Source organism: Clavibacter sp. A6099, assembly GCF_021919125.1.
Classification (GTDB): domain Bacteria; phylum Actinomycetota; class Actinomycetes; order Actinomycetales; family Microbacteriaceae; genus Clavibacter; species Clavibacter seminis.
The window spans coordinates 2,552,041-2,571,303 of record NZ_CP083439.1 but is presented as its reverse complement, the minus strand read 5'-3'; the positions used below and the strand labels follow the sequence as shown (position 1 = coordinate 2,571,303).

General features: G+C 75.1%; 23 protein-coding genes. 15 read left to right on the top strand and 8 right to left on the bottom strand.

Annotated elements, in window-relative coordinates; translation table 11 throughout:
* Nucleotides 1–5: 5 nt before the first annotated feature.
* From KYT88_RS12150 to KYT88_RS12135, 4 genes are all read left to right on the top strand, one after another.
* Nucleotides 6–356 (top strand): GntR family transcriptional regulator, encoded by a 351-nt coding sequence (locus KYT88_RS12150; protein WP_043583459.1) that lies wholly within the window; start codon nucleotides 6–8, stop codon nucleotides 354–356.
* Entirely contained in the window at nucleotides 353–1,318 is a 966-nt protein-coding gene (locus KYT88_RS12145; RefSeq protein ID WP_043583461.1) for a DUF1648 domain-containing protein, read from the top strand. Before KYT88_RS12150 ends, KYT88_RS12145 begins: the two co-directional genes overlap by 4 nt.
* A gap of 109 nt (nucleotides 1,319–1,427) precedes the next feature.
* Nucleotides 1,428–1,907 carry a VOC family protein gene (locus tag KYT88_RS12140; RefSeq protein ID WP_043583463.1) on the top strand — a complete coding sequence of 160 codons (480 nt, stop codon included), beginning with the start codon at nucleotides 1,428–1,430 and terminating at the stop codon, nucleotides 1,905–1,907.
* A 101-nt stretch (nucleotides 1,908–2,008) separates the two neighbouring features.
* Nucleotides 2,009–2,905, top strand: coding sequence for a dihydrodipicolinate synthase family protein (locus tag KYT88_RS12135; RefSeq protein ID WP_043583536.1), 897 nt, complete (start codon nucleotides 2,009–2,011; stop codon nucleotides 2,903–2,905).
* Nucleotides 2,906–2,932: 27 nt separating this feature from the next.
* Here KYT88_RS12135 and KYT88_RS12130 read toward each other — a convergent pair whose 3' ends face one another.
* From KYT88_RS12130 to moaA, 3 genes are all read right to left on the bottom strand, one after another.
* The gene (locus KYT88_RS12130; RefSeq protein WP_043583465.1) at nucleotides 2,933–3,262 is read right to left on the bottom strand and encodes a hypothetical protein; all 330 of its coding nucleotides are present in this window, start codon (nucleotides 3,260–3,262) and stop codon (nucleotides 2,933–2,935) included.
* A 64-nt stretch (nucleotides 3,263–3,326) separates the two neighbouring features.
* A complete protein-coding gene (locus KYT88_RS12125) occupies nucleotides 3,327–3,593 on the bottom strand; it encodes a MoaD/ThiS family protein (protein WP_043583467.1) in 267 nt (88 codons plus the stop codon).
* A gap of 1 nt (nucleotide 3,594) precedes the next feature.
* Nucleotides 3,595–4,680: a GTP 3',8-cyclase MoaA gene (gene moaA / locus KYT88_RS12120; protein WP_370644771.1), complete on the bottom strand. Its 1,086-nt coding sequence runs from the start codon at nucleotides 4,678–4,680 to the stop codon at nucleotides 3,595–3,597.
* Between the two features lie 93 nt (nucleotides 4,681–4,773).
* Between moaA and KYT88_RS12115 the strand changes: the two genes are divergently transcribed.
* The 4 genes from KYT88_RS12115 to KYT88_RS12100 are packed head-to-tail and all read left to right on the top strand — an operon-like array spanning nucleotide 4,774 to nucleotide 8,042.
* Nucleotides 4,774–5,286: a TOBE domain-containing protein gene (locus KYT88_RS12115; RefSeq protein WP_043583469.1), complete on the top strand. Its 513-nt coding sequence runs from the start codon at nucleotides 4,774–4,776 to the stop codon at nucleotides 5,284–5,286.
* A 23-nt stretch (nucleotides 5,287–5,309) separates the two neighbouring features.
* Nucleotides 5,310–6,092, top strand: a complete 783-nt coding sequence (gene modA, locus KYT88_RS12110; RefSeq protein WP_306729434.1) for a molybdate ABC transporter substrate-binding protein — start codon at nucleotides 5,310–5,312, stop codon at nucleotides 6,090–6,092.
* On the top strand, nucleotides 6,082–6,957 hold the full coding sequence (locus tag KYT88_RS12105; protein WP_043583473.1) for an ABC transporter permease: 876 nt from the start codon (nucleotides 6,082–6,084) through the stop codon (nucleotides 6,955–6,957). The genes modA and KYT88_RS12105 overlap by 11 nt, the downstream gene beginning before the upstream one ends.
* A gap of 29 nt (nucleotides 6,958–6,986) precedes the next feature.
* Nucleotides 6,987–8,042 carry an ABC transporter ATP-binding protein gene (locus KYT88_RS12100; RefSeq protein ID WP_237583666.1) on the top strand — a complete coding sequence of 352 codons (1,056 nt, stop codon included), beginning with the start codon at nucleotides 6,987–6,989 and terminating at the stop codon, nucleotides 8,040–8,042.
* On the opposite strand, the gene KYT88_RS12095 is transcribed toward KYT88_RS12100, so the two are convergent.
* On the bottom strand, nucleotides 8,043–9,491 hold the full coding sequence (locus KYT88_RS12095) for a glycosyltransferase family 87 protein (RefSeq protein ID WP_043583477.1): 1,449 nt from the start codon (nucleotides 9,489–9,491) through the stop codon (nucleotides 8,043–8,045).
* Nucleotides 9,492–9,569: 78 nt separating this feature from the next.
* On the opposite strand from KYT88_RS12095, the gene KYT88_RS12090 reads away from it, so the two are divergent.
* Together KYT88_RS12090 and KYT88_RS12085 are read left to right on the top strand one after the other, a co-directional pair.
* Nucleotides 9,570–10,811 (top strand): molybdopterin-dependent oxidoreductase, encoded by a 1,242-nt coding sequence (locus KYT88_RS12090; protein ID WP_043583479.1) that lies wholly within the window; start codon nucleotides 9,570–9,572, stop codon nucleotides 10,809–10,811.
* Nucleotides 10,811–11,290, top strand: a complete 480-nt coding sequence (locus KYT88_RS12085; protein WP_051629188.1) for a hypothetical protein — start codon at nucleotides 10,811–10,813, stop codon at nucleotides 11,288–11,290. Before KYT88_RS12090 ends, KYT88_RS12085 begins: the two co-directional genes overlap by 1 nt.
* On the opposite strand, the gene KYT88_RS12080 is transcribed toward KYT88_RS12085, so the two are convergent.
* Genes KYT88_RS12080 through KYT88_RS12070 form a run of 3 tightly spaced genes read right to left on the bottom strand, consistent with a single transcriptional unit; the run spans nucleotide 11,239 to nucleotide 13,324 of the window.
* Complete coding sequence (locus KYT88_RS12080) at nucleotides 11,239–11,940, bottom strand: class I SAM-dependent methyltransferase (protein WP_043583481.1); 702 nt, start codon at nucleotides 11,938–11,940, stop codon at nucleotides 11,239–11,241. The two genes, KYT88_RS12085 and KYT88_RS12080, sit on opposite strands and share 52 nt — an antisense overlap.
* Complete coding sequence (locus KYT88_RS12075; protein WP_043583483.1) at nucleotides 11,937–12,620, bottom strand: TIGR04282 family arsenosugar biosynthesis glycosyltransferase; 684 nt, start codon at nucleotides 12,618–12,620, stop codon at nucleotides 11,937–11,939. The genes KYT88_RS12080 and KYT88_RS12075 overlap by 4 nt, the downstream gene beginning before the upstream one ends.
* Entirely contained in the window at nucleotides 12,617–13,324 is a 708-nt protein-coding gene (locus KYT88_RS12070; RefSeq protein ID WP_043583485.1) for a glycosyltransferase family 2 protein, read from the bottom strand. The genes KYT88_RS12075 and KYT88_RS12070 overlap by 4 nt, the downstream gene beginning before the upstream one ends.
* Nucleotides 13,325–13,456: 132 nt before the next feature.
* Between KYT88_RS12070 and KYT88_RS12065 the strand changes: the two genes are divergently transcribed.
* The 4 genes from KYT88_RS12065 (at nucleotide 13,457) to KYT88_RS12050 (ending at nucleotide 17,524) form a co-directional block, all read left to right on the top strand.
* On the top strand, nucleotides 13,457–14,275 hold the full coding sequence (locus tag KYT88_RS12065) for a response regulator transcription factor (protein WP_051629189.1): 819 nt from the start codon (nucleotides 13,457–13,459) through the stop codon (nucleotides 14,273–14,275).
* Nucleotides 14,272–15,534, top strand: coding sequence for a sensor histidine kinase (locus tag KYT88_RS12060; RefSeq protein ID WP_043583487.1), 1,263 nt, complete (start codon nucleotides 14,272–14,274; stop codon nucleotides 15,532–15,534). Before KYT88_RS12065 ends, KYT88_RS12060 begins: the two co-directional genes overlap by 4 nt.
* Nucleotides 15,531–17,150: a molybdopterin-dependent oxidoreductase gene (locus KYT88_RS12055; RefSeq protein ID WP_051629190.1), complete on the top strand. Its 1,620-nt coding sequence runs from the start codon at nucleotides 15,531–15,533 to the stop codon at nucleotides 17,148–17,150. The genes KYT88_RS12060 and KYT88_RS12055 overlap by 4 nt, the downstream gene beginning before the upstream one ends.
* A gap of 116 nt (nucleotides 17,151–17,266) precedes the next feature.
* A complete protein-coding gene (locus tag KYT88_RS12050) occupies nucleotides 17,267–17,524 on the top strand; it encodes a hypothetical protein (protein WP_043583489.1) in 258 nt (85 codons plus the stop codon).
* Between the two features lie 76 nt (nucleotides 17,525–17,600).
* On the opposite strand, the gene KYT88_RS12045 is transcribed toward KYT88_RS12050, so the two are convergent.
* Nucleotides 17,601–18,284, bottom strand: coding sequence for a PadR family transcriptional regulator (locus KYT88_RS12045; protein WP_043583491.1), 684 nt, complete (start codon nucleotides 18,282–18,284; stop codon nucleotides 17,601–17,603).
* Between the two features lie 265 nt (nucleotides 18,285–18,549).
* Between KYT88_RS12045 and KYT88_RS12040 the strand changes: the two genes are divergently transcribed.
* The gene (locus tag KYT88_RS12040) at nucleotides 18,550–19,242 is read left to right on the top strand and encodes a hypothetical protein (RefSeq protein ID WP_237583665.1); all 693 of its coding nucleotides are present in this window, start codon (nucleotides 18,550–18,552) and stop codon (nucleotides 19,240–19,242) included.
* Nucleotides 19,243–19,263 lie beyond the last annotated feature (21 nt).

Here is a 19,263-nt window from a genome sequence, read left to right as displayed (position 1 = left end):
CGAACATGCTCATCACGGTGGATCCTGCGGCGAAGGCCTCGCTCGCCGAGCAGGTGGCCACGCAGATCCGCTACGCGATCGCGCGCGGCGAGCTCGCGAGCGGGGAGCGGCTGCCGTCGGCGCGCGACCTCGCCGCCTCCGTCGAGGTGAACATGCACACGGTGCTCCGCGCGTACGCGAGCCTCCAGGCGGACGGGCTGATCGAGCTGCGTCGAGGCCGCGGCGCGACGGTGATCCGCTCGGGCAACGCGTCCTTCGACCGCCTGCGGACGCTCGTCGAGGAGCTGCGCGACCAGGCGGACACCCTCGAGGTGCCGCTCGACGACCTCCTCACCATGATCAAGGGAGCACGATGACCACCACAGCACCCCTGCCGCTGCCGACCGGCGCGCGCGTGGCGGTGGTCGCCCCGGCAGCGGTCATCGCCCTGGCGCTCGGCGCCGCGGCCGTCCTGCTCGCGCCGGAGCTGCCCGCCCGCATCGCGGTCCACTTCGCCGCCGACGGGACGCCAGACGGATGGGGTTCGCCCTGGGTGATGCTCGCGGTCGCGCTGGGCCTCGCGGTCGTGGCCGTGGCGCTGGCCGTCGCCGCCCTGCGGTCGCGGGATCGGCGCACGGCGGCCACGGTGCTCCTCGTCGCGAACCTCGTGACGGGCATCCTCGCCGCGGCATGGATCGCGATCGCGGCGTCCGCCGCCGTCGGCGACGGCACCTTCCCCGTCGCGTGGAGCGTCGTGCTCCTCGGGGTGGGGGCAGTGGCGGCCGGGATCCCCGTGGCCGTCCTGGTCCGCGCGGCGGGACCCGTCCCCGCGCACGACGTGGCGCCGCTCGAGATCCCCGCCACGGCCCGGGTCGCCTGGCGCGGTCGCACCGGGAGCGGATGGTTCGCGGGGATCGGCGCGGTCGTCGTGGTGCTCGGGATCGTCGCCGCGGCCAGCGCGTCGGCGGGGGACGTCGGCACGGCCGCTCTCTCCGGGATCCCGCTCGTCGTCGCCGGCCTCGCGATGCTGGCGCTCGCGCGCGTCGACGTGACGGTCGACCGGCGCGGGCTCCGGGTCGTCTCGACGTGGACGCGGATCCCGATCATGCGCGTGCCCCTCGCCCGCATGGAGTCGGCCGGGTGGGAGGACGTCTCCCCGGGGCAGTGGGGCGGATGGGGCCTGCGCGTCTCGGGCCGCGGCGTCGCCTACGTGACGCGCTCCGGGCCCGGCCTCGTCGTGCGGCTCGGCGGCGGTCGCGCGCGGCTGGTCACCGTGGCGGACGCGGATCGCGGCGCCGCCGTCCTCGAGGCGCTCCTCGCGGGGCGCCGCGCGGTCTGAGTCGCCCGCCGCATCCGCTGTCGGTCGGACTCTGGTCCGCGCGCTCGCCGGTGGCTAGCGTGGCCACGACGGCGCGCGACGAGGCCGCCGTCGGACACGAGGAGCCCCTATGCCGCGCATCACCCCCACCCTCTGGTTCGGCGAGGAGATCGAGGAGGCGGCTCGGTTCTACGTCGACCTGTTCCCCGGATCGCGGATCACCGACACCTCGCGCTACCCGGACGACTTCCCGGACCCGGCTCTCCGCGGCACGGCCCTCGTGGTCGACCTCGAGCTCGACGGCCAGGGGATCCGCCTGCTGAACGGCGGCCCCGGCATGCAGGCGACCGAGGCGGTGTCGCTGTCGATCTCGGCCGCGGACCAGGAGGAGGTCGACCGCTACTGGGACGCCTTCGCCGACGGCGGGACCGAGGGCCGGTGCGGCTGGGTGCGCGACCGCTGGGGCTTCTGGTGGCAGGTCGTCCCGGAGGCGATGGCGTCCACGATCGGCGGCTCCGACCCCGAGGGCGCCGCGCGCGCCATGGCCGCGATGATGGGCATGGGCCGGCTCGTCGTGGCGGAGCTGCAGGCCGCGTACGACGGGCGCTGACGGAGCCGGCGCCCGTCCCGGCGCCCGTCCCGTCAGGATGGGGTGATCCCCGCACCCGCCCACGCGGCGGGATCGGCCGCCCTCGATCGGATCGGATGCCCATGCTCACGGGTCTCAGCGCCTTCCCCCTCACCCCGCTCCGCGACGACACTGTCGACGAGGCCGCGTACGCGGGTCTCGTCGAGCGGCTCGCCGTCGCCGGGGTCGACTCCATCACCGCCCTCGGGTCCACCGGCTCGTACGCGTACCTGGACCGCGAGGAGCGCCGCCGGGTCGCGACCGCGACCGTGGACCACGCGGGTCCCGTGCCGGTGATCGTGGGGATCGGCGCCCTGCGCACGTCGCAGGTGCGTGCGCTCGCGGAGGACGCGCAGCGGGCCGGGGCGAGCGCGGTGCTCCTCGCGCCCATCACCTACCAGGCGCTCACGGACGACGAGGTGCACGGCCTCTTCGCCGACGTCACGGCCGAGCTGTCGGTGCCGCTCGTGGTCTACGACAACCCGGGCACCACGCACGTGACCTTCACGGACGACCTGTACGCATCCATCGCGTGCCTGCCGCACGTCGCGTCGATCAAGATCCCGGGCGTTCCCGCGGATCCCGCCGAGGCCGCCGAGCGCGTGCAGGCGATCCGCGCCCGGATCCCCGCAGACGTGACCATCGGCGTCTCCGGCGACGGCTTCGGCGCGACCGGCCTCGTCGCGGGCTGCGACGCCTGGTACTCGGCGATCGCCGGCACGCTGCCGGAGCCCGCCCTGCGGATCACCCGCGCGGCTCAGGCCGGGGATCCCGAGGCCGCTGCCGCGGAGTCCGCCCGGTTGCGGCCGCTGTGGGACCTGTTCGCCGAGCACGGCGGCAGCTTCCGGGTGATCGCCGCGATCGCCGAGCACCTGGGCCTCGTCGCGCCTGACTCGCTGCCGCGCCCGGTGCGGGGGCTGGATGCCTCTGCCCTTGCGCGCGTCGCCGCGGTCGTGGCCGAGCTGGACCTCCGCGCGTAGGGGACCGCCGGGTGCGGCGCCTCCCCGTCAGGTCCCTGCGCGCTCCGACAGCAGCAGGAGGAGCAGCGAACCGAGCGCGACGACGGCGATGAGGCCCATGAGCCAGGCGAACGCGAGGTTCCGGATGCGCGCCGTGCGCACGGTCGCGGCGACGACGAGCATGGCGAGGTAGAGGAGCGCCGTCGCGGCGATGCCAGCCAGCGGGATCGCCGTCTCCAGCCGGAGCGCCGCGACGAGCAGCCCGACGGTGACCCCCGCAATCAGACCCGCGGGGACGAGCCACTGGCGCCGGCGCCCGGTGCGGATCGCGGGCTGGTCGCGGACGCGGGTGGAATCGGGTTCGGGTTCGGCGGGCATCCCCCACCCTCCCGCTCCCGGGCGCCGCTGGCTAGGGCCGCAGCGTGGGCAGGCGATCCCGGATTCAGCCGCCCGAGAACGGCGGCAGCACATCCACCGCGCTGCCTGCGGTGAGGGGCGCGTCGCGGTCGGTGGTGGCGACGCCCTCGACGAGGTAGGTGCAGCGGGCGAGGACGGCGGCGGCGTTCGCGGGATCCGCCGAGGTGGCGGCACGGGACCCGAGCGCGTCCATCAGATCGCCGAGCACTGCGCCGTCGGGCAGCTCGAGATCGTCGGTGGTGCGGCCGAGCGCAGCTGCTGCGGCCGCGAAGAGCTCCACGGGCACGATCACGTCAGCCCCCGATCGCGCTCATCGAGCGGGCGGGCTGGATGAAGTCGGCGTCGTCCATGCCGTGGCCCTTCGGCTTCGCCCACATCGCGCCGCGCCAGAGGTCGGCGATCTCCTGGTCGGACGCGCCGGAGCGGAGAGGAGCGAGCAGGTCGGTCTCGGTGTGAGAGAAGAGGCAGCTGCGCACGCCGCCCGTCGCGGTGAGGCGCGTGCGGCGGCAGTCGGCGCAGAACGGCTCGGTGACGCTCGCGATGACGCCCACGCGGCCGAGCATCGCGGTGCCCGCCCCGCCCTCGCGCGAGTGCACGCGCCAGAGCTCGGCGGGGGATCCGTCGCGCGGCTCCTCGTCGGGCACGAGCGTGAAGCGCTCGGAGAGGCGCGCGCGGATCTCGGCGGCCGTGATCATCTCGTCGCGGTCCCACGCGTGGTCGGCGTCGAGGGGCATCTGCTCGATGAAGCGCAGCTGGTGGCCGCCCGCGACGGCCCACTCGAGGAGGTCCGCCGCCTGGTCGTCGTTGACGCCGCGCACGAGCACCGCGTTGATCTTGATGGGCGCCAGCCCCGCAGCAGCCGCGGCGTCGATCCCGTCGAGCACTCGGTCGAGGAACGGGCGGCGCGTGATGAGCCGGAACGTCTCGGCGTGCACGGAGTCGAGCGAGACGTTGATCCGGTCGAGCCCCGCGTCCTTCAGGGCCTGCGCCCGCGACGCGAGGCCGATCGCGTTGGTGGTGAGCGAGATCTCGGGTCGGTCGGGGATGGCGGCGCACGCGGCGACGATCTCGATGAGGTCGCGGCGCAGCAGTGGCTCGCCGCCCGTGAACCGCACCTGGCGTACGCCGAGGTCGCGCGTCCCGATGCGCACGAGCCGCTCGATCTCGGCGAGCTGCAGCGCCTGCCGGTCGGGCGTGAACGGGAGTCCCTCGGCCGGCATGCAGTACGTGCAGCGCAGGTTGCAGCGGTCGGTGAGCGAGATGCGGAGGTCGGTCGCGCGGCGGCCGAAGGGGTCGAGGAGCGCCGGATCGTCCGGCCGGGCGGGGCCCGGAGCGGCGGCGGGACGCGGCATCGCCGGCATCCCCAGCGAGGTGCTCATCACCCCAGGCTACGCGCGCGCCGGAGCGGGGCCGACGTGGAGCGGATGAGGGCGACGGGCGCGCGCCGCGCCTGCGGTGCCTAGGATCGTCGCATGACGCAGAAGAGGGACAGCACGCCCGCCCGCGCCGCGGATGCCGAGCCGCCCATCGCCGGGGCGAACGCCCCGGGACCCTTCCGCTACCGCGTGAGCGAGGCCGCGGCGCTCATCGGGGTGAGCGACGACACCCTCCGCCGCTGGGCCGACGCCGGCCGGCTCGACCTCGTGCGCGGCGAGGGGCGGCTGATCCAGGTCGACGGCGTGCAGCTCGCGCACCTCGCGATCGAGCTCGCGGCGGACGGGTCGCTCGCCGCATCCGGAGCCGGTCGTCCGCCGACCTCGGCGCGGAACCGCATGCCCGGCATCGTCACGCGCGTCGTGCGCGACGGGGTCATGGCGCAGGTCGAGATCCAGGCGGGGCCGTTCCGGATGGTGTCGCTCATCAGCCGCGAGGCCGCCGACGAGCTCGAGCTCGAGGTGGGCGCGCCCGCCGCCGCGACCGTGAAGGCCACGAACGTGGGCGTCGAGCTGCTCGCGCCCGAGACGCTGACGGGCGGGCGGGCGTGATGCGCCGGGGACGTCGGGCGACCGTGGCGCGCGCGGCCGTCGTCGGCGCGATCGCCGCGGGGCTCCTCGCCGGGTGCTCGGCGGCCGGATCCGCGCCAGTCGGCGTCCCCGATCCCGCCCCCGACTCCCTCGCCGGCACGCTCGTCGTGCAGGCCGCGGCGTCGCTCACCGGCAGCATGGACGAGGTCGCCCGCGGCTTCGAGAGCGCGCACCCGGGCGTGACCGTCACGGTGTCGTACGGCGGCAGCTCGACGCTCGCGCAGCAGATCGTGCAGGGCGCGCCCGCGGACGTGTTCGCGTCCGCATCCGACGCGACGATGACGACGGTCGTGGACGCGGGGGAGACGGCCGCGGATCCGCGCGTGTTCGCCCGCAACGCGCTCGAGATCGCGGTGCCGCCCGGGAACCCCGGCCGCATCGCGGGCCTCGCGGACTTCGCCGACCCCGCCCGCACGCTCGCCCTCTGCGCGCCCAAGGTGCCGTGCGGGGCCGCGGCGGCGCAGGCCTTCGCCGCCGCGGGCATCACGCCGCAGCCGGACTCGCTCGAGCAGGACGTGCGCGCCGCCCTCACCCGCGTCGAGCTCGGCGAGGTGGACGCGGCGGTCGTCTACGAGACGGACGTGCGCGCCGCGGGCGATGAGGTCGAGGGCGTGCCGCTGCCGGACGAGGTGAATGCGACGACCGACTGCGTGGTCGCGCCGCTCGCCGGATCCGCGTCGCCCGCCGTCGCCGCCGCGTTCGCCGACTACGTGGCCGGCGACGACGCCCGGGCCGTGTTCCAGGCCGCCGGGTTCCGTGCGCCCTGACCGCGCGGGCACCGGCGCCCGCGCGCGCGTCCGCGTCCGCACCCGCACCCGCGTCCGCTCGGGCGAGCGCGCCGACCGCGTCCCGGCGCTCCTCTGGATCCCCGCCGGCGTCGCCCTCGCGTTCCTCGTGCTGCCGCTCACGGCCCTCGTGGTGCGCGCGCCGTGGGCGACGCTGGGGGAGCGGCTGGCGGATCCGGGCATCGCGCGCGCCCTCGGCCTCTCGCTCGGCAGCGCGCTCGCCGCGACCGCGCTGAGCCTCGTGCTCGGGGTGCCGCTCGCGTTCGTGCTCTCCCGTTCGGCGGGCCGGCCGCCCGTGGTGCAGCGGATCCTCCGCGCGCTGGTGACGGTGCCGCTCGTGCTGCCGCCCGTGATCGGCGGCGTGGCGCTGCTGCTCCTGCTCGGGCGCCGCGGGCTGATCGGCGGACCGCTCGAGGCGCTGACGGGGATCACCATCCCGTTCACGACGCCCGCCGTGGTGATCGCCGAGACCTTCGTGGCCATGCCGTTCCTCGTGCTCGCGGTGGAGGGGGCGCTGCGCGGGGCGGACCGCCGCTTCGAGGACGCCGCCGCGACGCTCGGCGCGAGCCGCTGGACGGTGCTGCGGCGCGTGACGCTGCCGCTCGTGGCACCCGGGATCGGCGCGGGCGCGGTGCTGTGCTTCGCCCGCGCGCTCGGCGAGTTCGGCGCGACGCTCACCTTCGCGGGCAGCTTCCCGGGCGTGACGCAGACCGTGCCGCTGTCGGCCTACCTCGCGCTGCAGACGGATCCGGACGCCGCCGTCGTGCTGAGCCTCGTGCTGCTCGCGGTGTCGGTGGTCGTGCTGGTGAGCCTGCGCGACCGCTGGGCGTCGGGGGTGCACACGTGAGCGGGGACGCTCGGACGGCCTCCGCTGGCTTGGACGCGCGAGTCGTCGTGGAGCGCGCCGCGTTCCGGCTCGACGTCGCGCTCGCGGTGCCGGCCGGATCCACGACCGCGGTCGTCGGGCCGAACGGCGCGGGCAAGTCCACGCTGCTCCGGGCGCTCGCCGGGCTCGCGCCGCTCACCGACGGCCGCGTCGCGCTCGACGGGCGCGTGCTGGAGGATGCGGGCGGCTCGGCGGCGTCCGGCGGGCTCGCGGACGTGCGGATCCCCGCCGAGCACCGCGGCATCGGCGTCGTCTTCCAGGACCACCTCCTCTTCCCGCACCTGTCCGCAGTCCAGAACGTCGCGTTCGGCCCGCGCGCGCAGGGCGTCGCGCGCGCGGTCGCCGACGACCGGGCGCGCACCCTGCTCGACCGGCTCGGGATCGCGGACCTCGCCGACCGCCGGCCCGCCGCGCTGTCGGGCGGCCAGTCGCAGCGCGTCGCGCTCGCCCGCGCCCTCGTGCTCGAGCCGGCGCTGCTCCTCCTCGACGAGCCGATGGCGGCCCTCGACGCGGGCACGCGGCTCGACGTGCGCGACCTCCTCGCCGAGGAGCTGCTGCGGTTCGGCGGCGCGGCGGTCCTCGTCACCCACGACCCGGTGGACGCGCTCGCGCTGGCCGACCGGATCCACGTGCTCGAGGACGGGCGGCAGGTGCAGGAGGGCTCTCCCGCCGAGGTCGCCGCGCGGCCCGCGACCGCGTACGTGGCCCGACTCGTGGGCATGAACCGGCTGACGGGTGGGGATCCCGACGGGCGGCCGACCGCGCTGATCGCCGCGCCGGCGGACGTGCGGCTGTCCCGCGACCGCGACCGCGACCGCGACCGCGCGTCCGAGTCGTCTTCGGCCCCCGCCTGCCACGTCGCGACCGGCGTGGTCCGCCGCATCGAGGGCGTCGCCGGCCGGATCCTCGTCACGCTCCGCCTCGCACCCGACGGCCCGTCGGCGCTCGAGGGCGACGTCACCGCCGAGCTCGACGCCGTGTCCTTCGCCGCCCTCCGCCCGGTCGCGGGCGAGCGCCTCGCCGTGCGGATCCCGCACGGCGCCTGATCAGCCCGCGTCGGGCCCGCCAGCGGAGACGCGCCCCCGACCGAGCCGCCGCCGCACCGCCGCCGGCACGAGGCGCGCGCGCCCGTCCGGCCCGAGGCGCACGAGCGACCCGGCCACGACGATCACGAGCGCCGTCGCGAGCGCGATCTGCCAGGCCCACTCGTCCGGCGCGAACAGGCGCAGCGCGAGCGCAGCCACCACCGCGAACCACTCGCCGCGGCCGGTCATGGCGATGAACGGGATGAGCAGCAGCGCGTACCAGGGGTAGCGCGGGCTGACGGCGAGGAGCGTGACGCCGATCATCACGAGCTGGCCGAGCCACGGATCCGCCGGGTCGGTCCTCCACCAGACGAGGCCGGCGGTGACCACGAGGATCAGCGCGACCGCGATGAGCCCGTACTGCCCGGGCACGACGAGCTCCACGAGGGGGAACCGCCCGCCGTCGTCGTAGCCCTCCTCCTGCAGGTAGCCGGGCAGGTATCCGAGCACGGCGATCCCGGTGCTGAGCACGTACGGCACGTAGAGCAGGGCGAACGTGACGACGGCCGCGGTGATCACCTTCCACGGCTGCTTGCGGAGCAGCGCCGGCGCCGCGATGACCGGGATGAGCTTGGTCGCGATGGCCGCGCCGAGCGCGATGCCGCCGCGCCACCGCATCCCCCCGGCGACGAGCAGCGACGCCGCGAGCGCGAGCAGCGCCCCCAGCGCGTCGACGTGCGAGTTCGTGACCACCTCGCTCGCCACGAGCGGGCACCACGCCCAGAGCGCCGCCCACCACACGGGCCTGCCGCGCTTCCGCAGCGCGCGGACGAGCAGGAGCGTCACAGCCGTCATCATCACGAGCCCGGCGGCCTGGAACGCCCAGTACTCGGCGGTCACCGGGACGACCGCGCGCACGCCGGCGAAGAACAGCTCGGCCATGGGCGGGTAGATCGTCGGGACCTTGGGGCGGTTGAGCGCCGTGCACATCGGCTCGTGCGTCTCCTCCTCGCGGACGCCCATGATCCGCTTCCCCTCGCAGGTGGCGGCCCCGTCCGACCCGACGACGGTCTTCGGATAGAGCCAGTCGGGCCGGAGGTCCCGCAGCTCAGGGTCGGCCGGCGTGTACCGGTAGGGCGACTCGCCCGCGTTCTGCACGATCCCGTCCCACGCATATCGCGCGGAGTCGGTGCTGGTGTTCGGCGGTCCGGCCATCGCGACCGCGCCGAGGCCCACCGATCCGAGGATGATGAGCGCAGCGGCGGATCGGGCCGGCAGCTTCCGCACCAGGAGGACCGCCGCTCCGAACACCACCCAGATGACGACCACGAGCCAGAACAACGGCGCGGCACCCTCGCGACGGAAGAACGCCTCGTCGTCGGCATCGCCGAACAGATCGAACGCGACCACCGACCACCCGGTGAGCGCGGCCATGACGGCGAGGACGAGGGCGGTGAGGGCGGTGCGCACACTCCATCATGGCGGCGCGCAGCTCGACGACCGCCGACCGGCCCCGACCCGCCGTTCCCCGGACGAAGGACGACCCCCATGCGGACGCTGATGCACGAGGCCAGGCGCCGCCTGGCCTCGCCCGCGCGCACGACCCGGCTGGCGGTCGTGATCGGCCGCCTCCTCGGCCTCGCCTTCCTCGTGTGCTTCACGACGGGCCTCTACAGCCACTTCCTCCAGGACCCGCTGCCGTGGATGCGCTTCCCGACCGCGCCCGTGTCGCTCTACCGGCTGACGCAGGGGATCCACATCACGGCCGGCATCGCCTGCGTGCCGCTGCTGCTCGCCAAGCTCTGGATCGTCTTCCCCGAGCTGCTCACGTATCCGCCCGTCACCGGGGTCGTGTCGTTCCTGGAGCGCGCGTCCATCGCCGTGTTCGTCGGGGCGTCGCTGCTCGAGGTGACGATGGGCCTCCTCAACACGTTCCAGTGGGTGCCGTTCCCCTTCTACTTCCGGCAGACGCACTTCGCGCTGGCCTTCGTCGTGATCGGGTCGCTCGCGATCCACATCGGCGTCAAGCTGCCCGCGATCGCCAGGCACTGGCGGCGCGGGCAGGCGGACGAGTCGCCCATCGTGGAGGCGGAGGACGCGCCCGCCGACGCGCCCGACGGCACTCCGGCCCGCGCGCCCCGCGGCATCACCGGCCGCGTGCTCGCCTGGATCGACGACACCCCCGTCACGCCCACCCCGGTCGCCCGTCGCGGCTTCCTCGTGGCGGTCGGCGCATCCGTGGCCGCGGTCGTGGGCCTCACCGCGGGCCAGTCGTCCCGGATCCTCGCCCCGTTCAACGCCTTCGGCCCGCGCGTCATGGGCACCGGCCCGCAGGGGCTGCCCGTCAACCGCACGGCCGAGGCCGCGGGGGTCACCGAGACCGCCATGGACGCCGGGTGGACGCTCACCGTCTCGAACGGATCCTCCTCCCGCGCCTTCACGATGGACGACCTCCGCGGCATGGGGCTGGTCACCGCGACGCTCCCCATCTCCTGCGTCGAGGGCTGGAGCCAGTCGGCGACCTGGCGCGGCGTGCGCCTCATGGACCTCATGGACCAGGTCGGCGCCGACCCCGGTGCCCGCCTCCGCGTCACGAGCCTCGAGAAGAGCGGCGGCTTCCGGCGCACCGAGATGGGCCCCGAGTACGTGCGCGACCCGCTCACCCTCGTGGCGCTCGAGCTCGACGGCGCGCCCCTCGACATCCAGCACGGCTACCCGGCGCGCATGATCGCGCCCGGGCGTCCCGGCGTGCTGCAGACCAAGTGGCTCTCGACCCTGGAGGTCATGTGATGACCGGCACCCGCATCCCCGCGACGCGCGGCGTCCGCGCGGCCCGCATCGCGCTCATCGCGGTCGGCATCGTCGGCCTGGTGGTCGGCGCGCTCGTGCTGCTCGACTCGCAGCGCACCGACCAGGTCGTGGGCGTCGCCGTGTTCCTGCTGATCGCGATCCTCGTCCATGACGCGATCCTGTCGCCCGTCGTCTTCGTCGCGGGCCTGCTGATCCGCAAGGCCGGCCGGCGCCTCCCACCGGGATCGCTCGTGATCGTCCAGGCGGGCGTGGTCGTGATGGCGGTGATGACCCTGGTGGTCGTCCCCGAGATCCGGGCCCGCGCCATCGGCAACGACAACCCGACGATCCTCATCGCGGACTACGCGCCGCGCCTCGCGCTCATGTGGGTCGCCACCGCGGTGGCGACCGGCGTCGTCGCGGCGCTCTACGCGCGGACGAGGCGGCAGAAGGACCGGCCCTCGGTCTCCCAGCACTGAACGAGCTCGAGGCCCGCGTCGACCGCCATGCGCGCGACGGCGTCGCGGCCGACCTGCGCCCACGGGAACGGGTCGCTCGCCCGGCCCTGGCCGTCCTCGACCGTGCACTCGAAGGTGCGGTCGCGGGCGGGATCCGGGTGGGTCTCCACCACGAGCGCGCCCTCGTCGTCGAGGAGGTCGCCGCAGCGCGCGAGGAGCGCGGCCGCGTCGCCGCCGATGCCGATGTTGCCGTCGAGGAGGAGGAGCGTGCCCCAGCCGCCCTCGCGGGGCAGGCGCTCGAAGACCGAGCGGTGGAGGACGGGGAGGCCGAGGCCCGCGGCCATCTCGACCACGGTGGGGGACACGTCGATGCCGAGCGCGCCGAGCCCGGCGTCCATGGCCGCGCGGACCATGCGGCCCGGGCCGCAGCCGATGTCGAGCACGGGGCCGGCGGCGTCGGCGAGGAGGCTCGCGTCCACGGCGTCGGCGTCGGCGCTCCAGCGGCCCAGGTCCATGACCTCGGCGCTGTCGTCGTCGGAGGACGCGAGCGACAGGAAGAGGACCTCGCCGGAGTCGCGGAGGGCCCGGGCGTAGGGCTCGCCGCCACCGGATCCGAAGGTTCGGACGCGCGCGGAGGCGCGGTCCTCGGGGTGCTCGACGGCCAGGCTCATGCGGGGTCCCTCTGCGATGTCGCGGGTGCGGTGGTGGCGGCGCGGGTGCTCGCGCCGGTCTCCAGGGTTCGGAGCACGTGGGCGAAGCGATGGGCGGGCGCGGCCTCGGCGGCCTCCCGCGCGTCGTCGACCGTGTCCACGTCGGTGAGCTCGGGCAGCATCGCCACGTCGAGCCCGGCGTCGATGAGGCGCGACAGCTGCACGGCGCCCGTGTCGTCCCGCGACATGGGCACGCCGCGCACGAGCGCGCCGTCCGGATCCCGGAGGCCGAGCGCCCAGAAGCCGCCGTCGTTGGCGGGGCCGAACCAGGCGTCGGGGCCGCGCGCGCCGTCGGCCCAGGAGTCGAGCACGGGGCGGAGGAGGGGCGCGGTGAGCTGCGGGGTGTCCATTCCCACGAGGAGCACGGGGCCGTCGAGCGCGTCGAACATCGCCGCGAGCCGCTCGTCGAGGTCGCCCGTCACCTGCGGGATCACGTCGTAGCCGGCGGCCTCCGCGGGCGGGTTCGCGCCGTCGAAGAGCAGGACACGCCGCTCGGGCGCGGCGTCGTCGACCGCGGCGAGCGTGTCGGCGAGGGCGGCGGACGCGAGCTCGGCCGCCTCCTCGAGCGTGAACGGCGGGTGCAGGCGCGTCTTCACGCGGCCCGGGATGCACTCCTTGGCGATGACGACGACGGCGGTCACGCGGATCCTCCCGGGGTGCGGTCGGCTCCCGCTGCCGCCGCTCGCGCCTCGGCCAGCACGCGCGACATGTCGCGCACGGCCGTGACGGTCCCGCGCACGGTGCCGGTCACCTTGGACCGCCCCACGCGCGGCGCGTACGGCATGTCCACCTCAAGGATGCGCCACTCCGCCGCGGATGCCCGCAGCAGCATCTCCAGCGGATAGCCGCTGCGGCGGTCGAGTATCCCGAGATCGAGCAGCTCCGTGCGCCGCCCGCAGCGCATGGGACCGAGGTCGTGCAGCGGCACGCCCGTGATCCGCCGCAGCCGCCTGGCCAGCTCGAGGTTCGCGATCCGCGCGTGCAGCGGCCACGCCCCGCGGGCCGAGGGCACGCGGCGGCCGAGCACCAGGTCGCGCTCGCCGTCGCGGACCGGGTCGACGACGCGGGGGAGGAGCGCGGGATCCATCGACGCGTCGGCGTCGCAGAACGCCACGAGCGGCGCGGTCGCGGCCTCGAGCCCCGCGTGCGCGGCAGCGCCGAACCCGCGGCGCGACTCCGCCACCACGAGGGCGCCGTGAGCACGCGCGACCTCGGCGGAGCGGTCGGTGGATCCGTTGTCGACGACGATCGCGCGGTACCCCTCGGGCAGGCGGGAGAGGACCCAGGGCAGGGCCTCCTCCTCGTCGAGGCAGGGGAGGACCACGTCCACGAGCGCTGGCGTCATCCGTCGAGCCTAGGAGGCCGCGCCTGCGTCCGGCCGCCACGTGCCCCCGCCTCGCGCCATGAGGGGTGACGGCTCGCTCGCAAGCCGGACACCCGCGGGGTCGGGCCCAGGGACCGCGCATAGTCTGACCGGGTGAGCCCCACCTACGATCCCGCGCGCGCCGACGCCGGGCGCCCCGACCCCGCGCGGCCCGATCCCTCGCGGCCGGATCCGCTGCGCGGCCGCCGCATCCTCGTGGTCGAGGACGACCCCACGGTCAACGAGGTCGTGTGCCGCTACCTCAAGGCGTCGGGCTTCCAGGTGGAGACCGTCGCCGACGGCCTCGAGGCCGTGCGCGTCGCCACCGAGCGCATGCCCGACCTCGTCGTGCTCGACCGCATGCTCCCCGGCCTCGACGGCCTCGAGGTGTGCCGCCGGATCCGCGCCCACCACCCCGAGTCGCCCGTCCCCGTCGTGATGCTCACCGCGCTCGGCCAGGGCGAGGACCGCGTCAACGGCCTCGACGCCGGCGCGGACGACTACCTCGCCAAGCCCTTCTCGCCGCGCGAGCTCGTGCTCCGCGTGCGCGCCGTCCTCCGCCGCACCGTCCCCGAGGCCGTGCCCGAGCCGCCGTTCGTCGCGGGACCGTTCGTGCTCGACCTCGGCGCGCGCGAGATCCACCAGGCCGGCGTCATGCTGTCGCTCACCTCCCGCGAGTTCGACCTGCTCGCCTTCCTGCTCCGGAACCCGCGCCGCGTCTTCGGGCGCGACGACCTGCTGCGCCAGGTGTGGGGGTGGGAGATCGGCGACCTCTCCACCGTCACCGTGCACGTGCGGCGCCTGCGGGAGAAGATCGAGGCGGATCCCGCGCACCCCGTGCTCCTCGGCACCGTCTGGGGCGTGGGCTACCGCTTCGACCCGGACGCCGCGACGCCCGCCACTCCGGCGACGCCCGCCGAGGCCGACGCGTGACCGCCGACTCCTTCCTCGTCGTCGTCCTGACCGCGCTCGTCTGCGCCGCGGTCGTCGGCCTCGGCGCCAGCGTCCTGCTGCGCGCCCTCCGCCGCCGCTCCCTCGTGCTCCAGATCTGCGTGGTCGCGCTCGCCGCGGTGCTCTCGGTCGTCGGCGGCATGGTCGCCGTCACCGCGAGCATGCTCGTCGACGACGCCGGCCTCACCGCGTTCCTCTCCGTCGCCGCCGTCTCCGCGCTCGTCTCGCTCGTCATGGCCGCGATGCTCGGCATGACCCTCGTGCGCGGCAGCCGCGAGCTCGGCCGCTACGCCGCGTCCATGGGCGAGGAGGCCGCCGTCGAGCCGGGACGCCCCACCAGCACCGAGTTCGCCCAGCTCGCCCGCGAGCTCAGCGCCGCCAACCGCCGCCTCGCCGACGCCCGCGACAAGATGGAGGCGCAGGAGCGCAGCCGCCGCGAGCTCATCGCGTGGATGTCGCACGACCTGCGCACGCCGCTCGCCGGGATCCGCGCCATGGCCGAGTCCCTCGAGGACGGCATGGTCGACGACGAGCACCGCTACTTCCGCCAGATCCGCGTGCAGGCGAACCGCCTCAACGGCATGGTCGACGACCTGTTCGAGCTGTCCCGCATCAACTCGGGAAGCCTCGAGCTCGCCGTCGAGCGCGTCTCCCTCTACGACGTCGTCAGCGACACCGTCGCCGAGCTCGGCCCGGTCGCCCAAGCCCGCAAGGTCGAGCTCCGCGGAGAGACCGCGCACGACGACCTCGTGGTGCAGGGCGACCCGCGCGAGCTCTCGCGCGTCGTCGGCAACCTCGTGATGAACGCCATCCAGCAGTCGCTCCCCGGCGGCCGCATCGTGATCTCCGCGCACCGCGACTCCGGCAACCTCGCCGTCCTCTCCGTCGAGGACACCGCGGGCGGCATCCCCGAGGCCGACCTCCCGCGCGTGTTCGACGCCGGCTGGCGGTCGACCGGGTCCCGCACGCCGCGCGCCTACGGGAAGAGCGCCGCCGAGAGGACCGCGCTCGGCCCCGACTTCCCGGCCGCGCCCGTCGAGGCCACGCCGCCGGACCCCGCGGTGCAGGCCGAGGGCACGCACGACGGCGGCTACGCGTCGGGCGGCGGAGGGGCCGGGCTCGGCCTCGCGATCGTCCGCGGCATCGTGCGCGCGCACGACGGCGACGTCACCGTCCAGAACATCGAGGGCGGCTGCCGCTTCGACGTGATCCTCCCGTACAGCAAGCCGGTCGCCTCGTGACCCGCGCGGCCCTCCGCTGGTGGTCCGCGTGCATCGGTGTCGTGGCGGCGCTCGCCGTGCTGGCCGTCGCCGAGATCGCCGCGGCCTTCGTCGCCCCGGCGGCGAGCCCCGTGCTCGCGGTGGGTGCGCTCGTCATCGACCTCGTGCCCGCGGGCGTCAAGGACACGGTGATCGCCCTGTTCGGCACGGGCGACAAGGTCGCGCTCATCGTCGTGCTCGGTGTGGTGGTGCTCGCCGCCGCGGCGCTCGCCGGGATCCTGCAGGTGCGCCGACCGCCCTTCGGCGTGGTCGTCCTCGCGCTGTTCGCCGGGGTCGCCGTGCTGGCGGCCACCACGCGCGCCGGGGCGACGGGCGCCGCGGCGATCCCCACGATCGTCGGCATGATCGCCGGCGTCTTCGTCCTCCACCGCGGCGCCGAGCGCCTCCGCGATTGGCGGGACGCGGCGGACCGCGCGGCATCCGCATCCGCGGCCGTGGCCGAGCCCGTGCGCGGCATCGCCCGCCCGGCCGCGCGCGCCCCGCTCACCCCGGGCGCAGGCGCGCGCGTCGAGCGCCGCGCCTTCTTACTCATGACGGTCGTGGCGGGCGTCACCTCCGTCGTCGCCGGATCCGTGGCCCGCGGCCTCAACGCCGCCGCCGCCCGCGTGGACGACTTCCGCCGCACGCTCGTGCTCCCGCGCGCCGTGACGCCCGCCGCCGCGATCCCCGCGTCGGCGGAGCTCGGCGTGCCCGGCCTCGCGCCCTTCCTCACGCCCGCGACGGACTTCTACCGCATCGACACCGCGCTCCAGGTGCCGTCGGTCGACGCGGCGTCGTGGAAGCTGCGCATCACCGGCATGGTCGAGCAGGAGGTCGAGATCACGTTCGCGGAGCTGCTCGCCCTGCCGCTCGAGGAGCACGTGACCACCCTCACGTGCGTGTCCAACGAGGTCGGCGGGAACCTGATCGGCAACGCGCTCTGGCTCGGCTATCCCATCCGCCTCCTGCTCGAGCGCGCGAAGCCCACCGCGGGCGCCGACATGGTGCTCTCCACGAGCCAGGACGGCTGGACCGCGAGCACGCCGCTGGAGGCGCTCACGGATCCCGACCGCGCGTCGATCCTCGCGGTCGGCATGAACGGCGAGCCCCTGCCGCAGCAGCACGGCTTCCCCGTGCGGATGGTGGTGCCCGGCCTCTACGGCTACGTCTCCGCGACCAAGTGGGTCACCGAGCTCAAGGTCACGACGTTCGCCGAGGACGTCGCGTACTGGTCGACCCGCGGCTGGACCGAGCGCGGCCCCATCAAGACGGGCTCGCGCATCGACACCCCGCGCTCCGGCGCGCGCGTCGACGCGGGACGCACCGCGATCGCCGGCATGGCCTGGGCGCAGCACACCGGCATCCAGAAGGTGGAGGTGCGCGTCGACGAGGGCGACTGGGTCGAGGCGACCCTGGGCGACGGCGTCGGGGCCGACACGTGGCGGCAGTGGTCGTACGCGTGGGACGCGACGAGCGGATCCCACAGCGTCGAGGTGCGCGCGACCGACACCACGGGCGCGACGCAGACCTCCGACGAGGCGCCGCCCGCCCCCGACGGCGCGACGGGCTGGCACCGGATCACCGTCGGCGTCTCCTGAGCCGAGCCGCCCTCCCCTCGCTCGGCGGAGGCATCGGGCCAGCGGGCACGGAGCCGGGGCGCGTACCGTCGACGTACGGCGCGTCCGCGCCGCATCGACGAGCGAAGGAGAGCACCGTGAGCGACATCGAGAACCCGCGCGACCCCGCCGACCGCGACCTGGACGACACCGGCGTCGACGAGGAGGAGCTCGTCGGGGCCGACGCCCGTGAGGCGCAGGAGGCCGTCGACGCCGAGCGCATCGTGCCGCTCGGCGACGACGACGGCGTCGTGGACGACGACGCGGACGGCGGCCTGGGCATCGACATCACCGAGTCGGACGGCCCGGACCTCGAGGCCGGCGACGACCTCGACACAGGAGCGGCGATCCGCTGATCCGCCCCGCACGCACGACGACGGCCCCCGCATCAGCGGGGGCCGTCGTCGTGCCGGGCCGTGCGGCCCAGGTGGGTCAGTCGGCGAGGATCGCGTACAGCGCGCGCCGCGTCTCGTCGAGCTTCGCCGCCGCGGCCTGGCGCTGGGCGTCGGTCGCGTCGTGCATGAGGGGCTTCACGACGCCCATGAGCTTCATGAGGCTGGTCTGGAACGCGTCCTCGCCCTCGGACTTGTCGGTGGTCGCGGCCCAGGCGGCGTCGATCTCCTCCTTGTGCTCCTCGACGTGGGCGCGGCCCTGGTCGGTGAGGGAGTAGACGCTCTTGGCGCCGGTCTCGTCGGCGACGATGAGGTCCTCGTCGACGAGCTGCTGGAGCGTGGGGTAGACGGATCCGGGGCTCGGCCGCCAGGCGCCCTCGGTCTTCGTGGCGATGCCCGTGATGAGGCCGTAGCCGTTCGAGGGCGCGTCGGCGAGCAGGGAGAGGATCGCGAGGCGGACGTCGCCGCGGCGGGCGCGACCCCGTCCGCCGCGTCCGCGACCCGGTCCGAAGCCGGGGCCGCCGAAGCCGCCCATCCCGGGGAAGCCCGGGAACCCGGGGAAGCCGGGGCCGTCGCCCGGGCGGAAGCCGCGGGCGAGGGGGTGACCCGGCATGATGCGCGGGCGCCCGCCGCGGTGGTGCTGCATGCGGGGCTCGTGGCGGTCGGCGGGGGCCTCGGCGGATGAGGGGGACGAGAGGTGGTCGTCGTGGTCGTGGGTGCGCATGAGCGCTCCTTCCGGTCAGGTGATGTCGTGGATCGCGGCGTGCTGTCGCGATGTAACGACGATATATCGGCGACAGTCGGAAGTCAACCGTCCGATTCGATGGCGCAGTTCGTCGATCCGCGTGATCCCAGGGGATCCGCGCGTCAACCTGGCCTTCCCCTGGGAAAGCAGAACCAACCCCAACCCGTTCTCCTGCCGCGCCGAAGTCCCTGTGTCGCCCGGGGGTACCGGGCGGATCCCCGTTCCACACAGCGAAGGACATCCCATGCGCAATCTCACCAAGTCCGTCTTCGGCCTCGCCACCGCGGGCTTCCTCGTCGTCGGCCTGGCGGCCTGCTCGACCCCCGCCGAGACCCCGTCGTCCTCGACCTCCTCCAAGCCCGCCGCGACCGCGACGACCGAGGCCAACCCCACGCCCCTCGCGACGATCCCGACCCTGACCGGCGTCGACACGAAGGTCACCCTCGACAGCGGCTTCACCGGTGCCCTCACGACCCTGGGCCTGACCCCCGGCGTCATCGGCACGGCGACCCTCGACGGCTCCACCGGCACCCTCGCGTTCCCCATCACCGGCGGCAACGTGAAGTACTTCGACCCCGAGCAGTCCTACCGCCCCTACGTCCAGGGCGAGATCGACCACTCCGGCTCCGGCATCAGCCTCACCGCCGGCTCCACCGTCGTGAAGCTCACCGACTTCGTCATCGACCCCGGCACCAGCCGCCTCACCGGCTCGGTCCAGGTCGGCGACGGCGCCGTCATGAACGACGTCTACATCTTCAACCTCGACGGCACGACCCTGAAGCCCCTCGCCATGGAGGGTGACAACGCCGTCCTCGAGGGCACCACGGTCAAGGTCAGCCCCGACGCCGCGTCGCTCCTGAACAGCACGTTCGGCACGACCGCCGTCACCGACCAGCTCGTCGTCGGCATCGCCAAGATCACCGTCAACACCAAGTAGCACCTCTCCCGGGCTCGACCC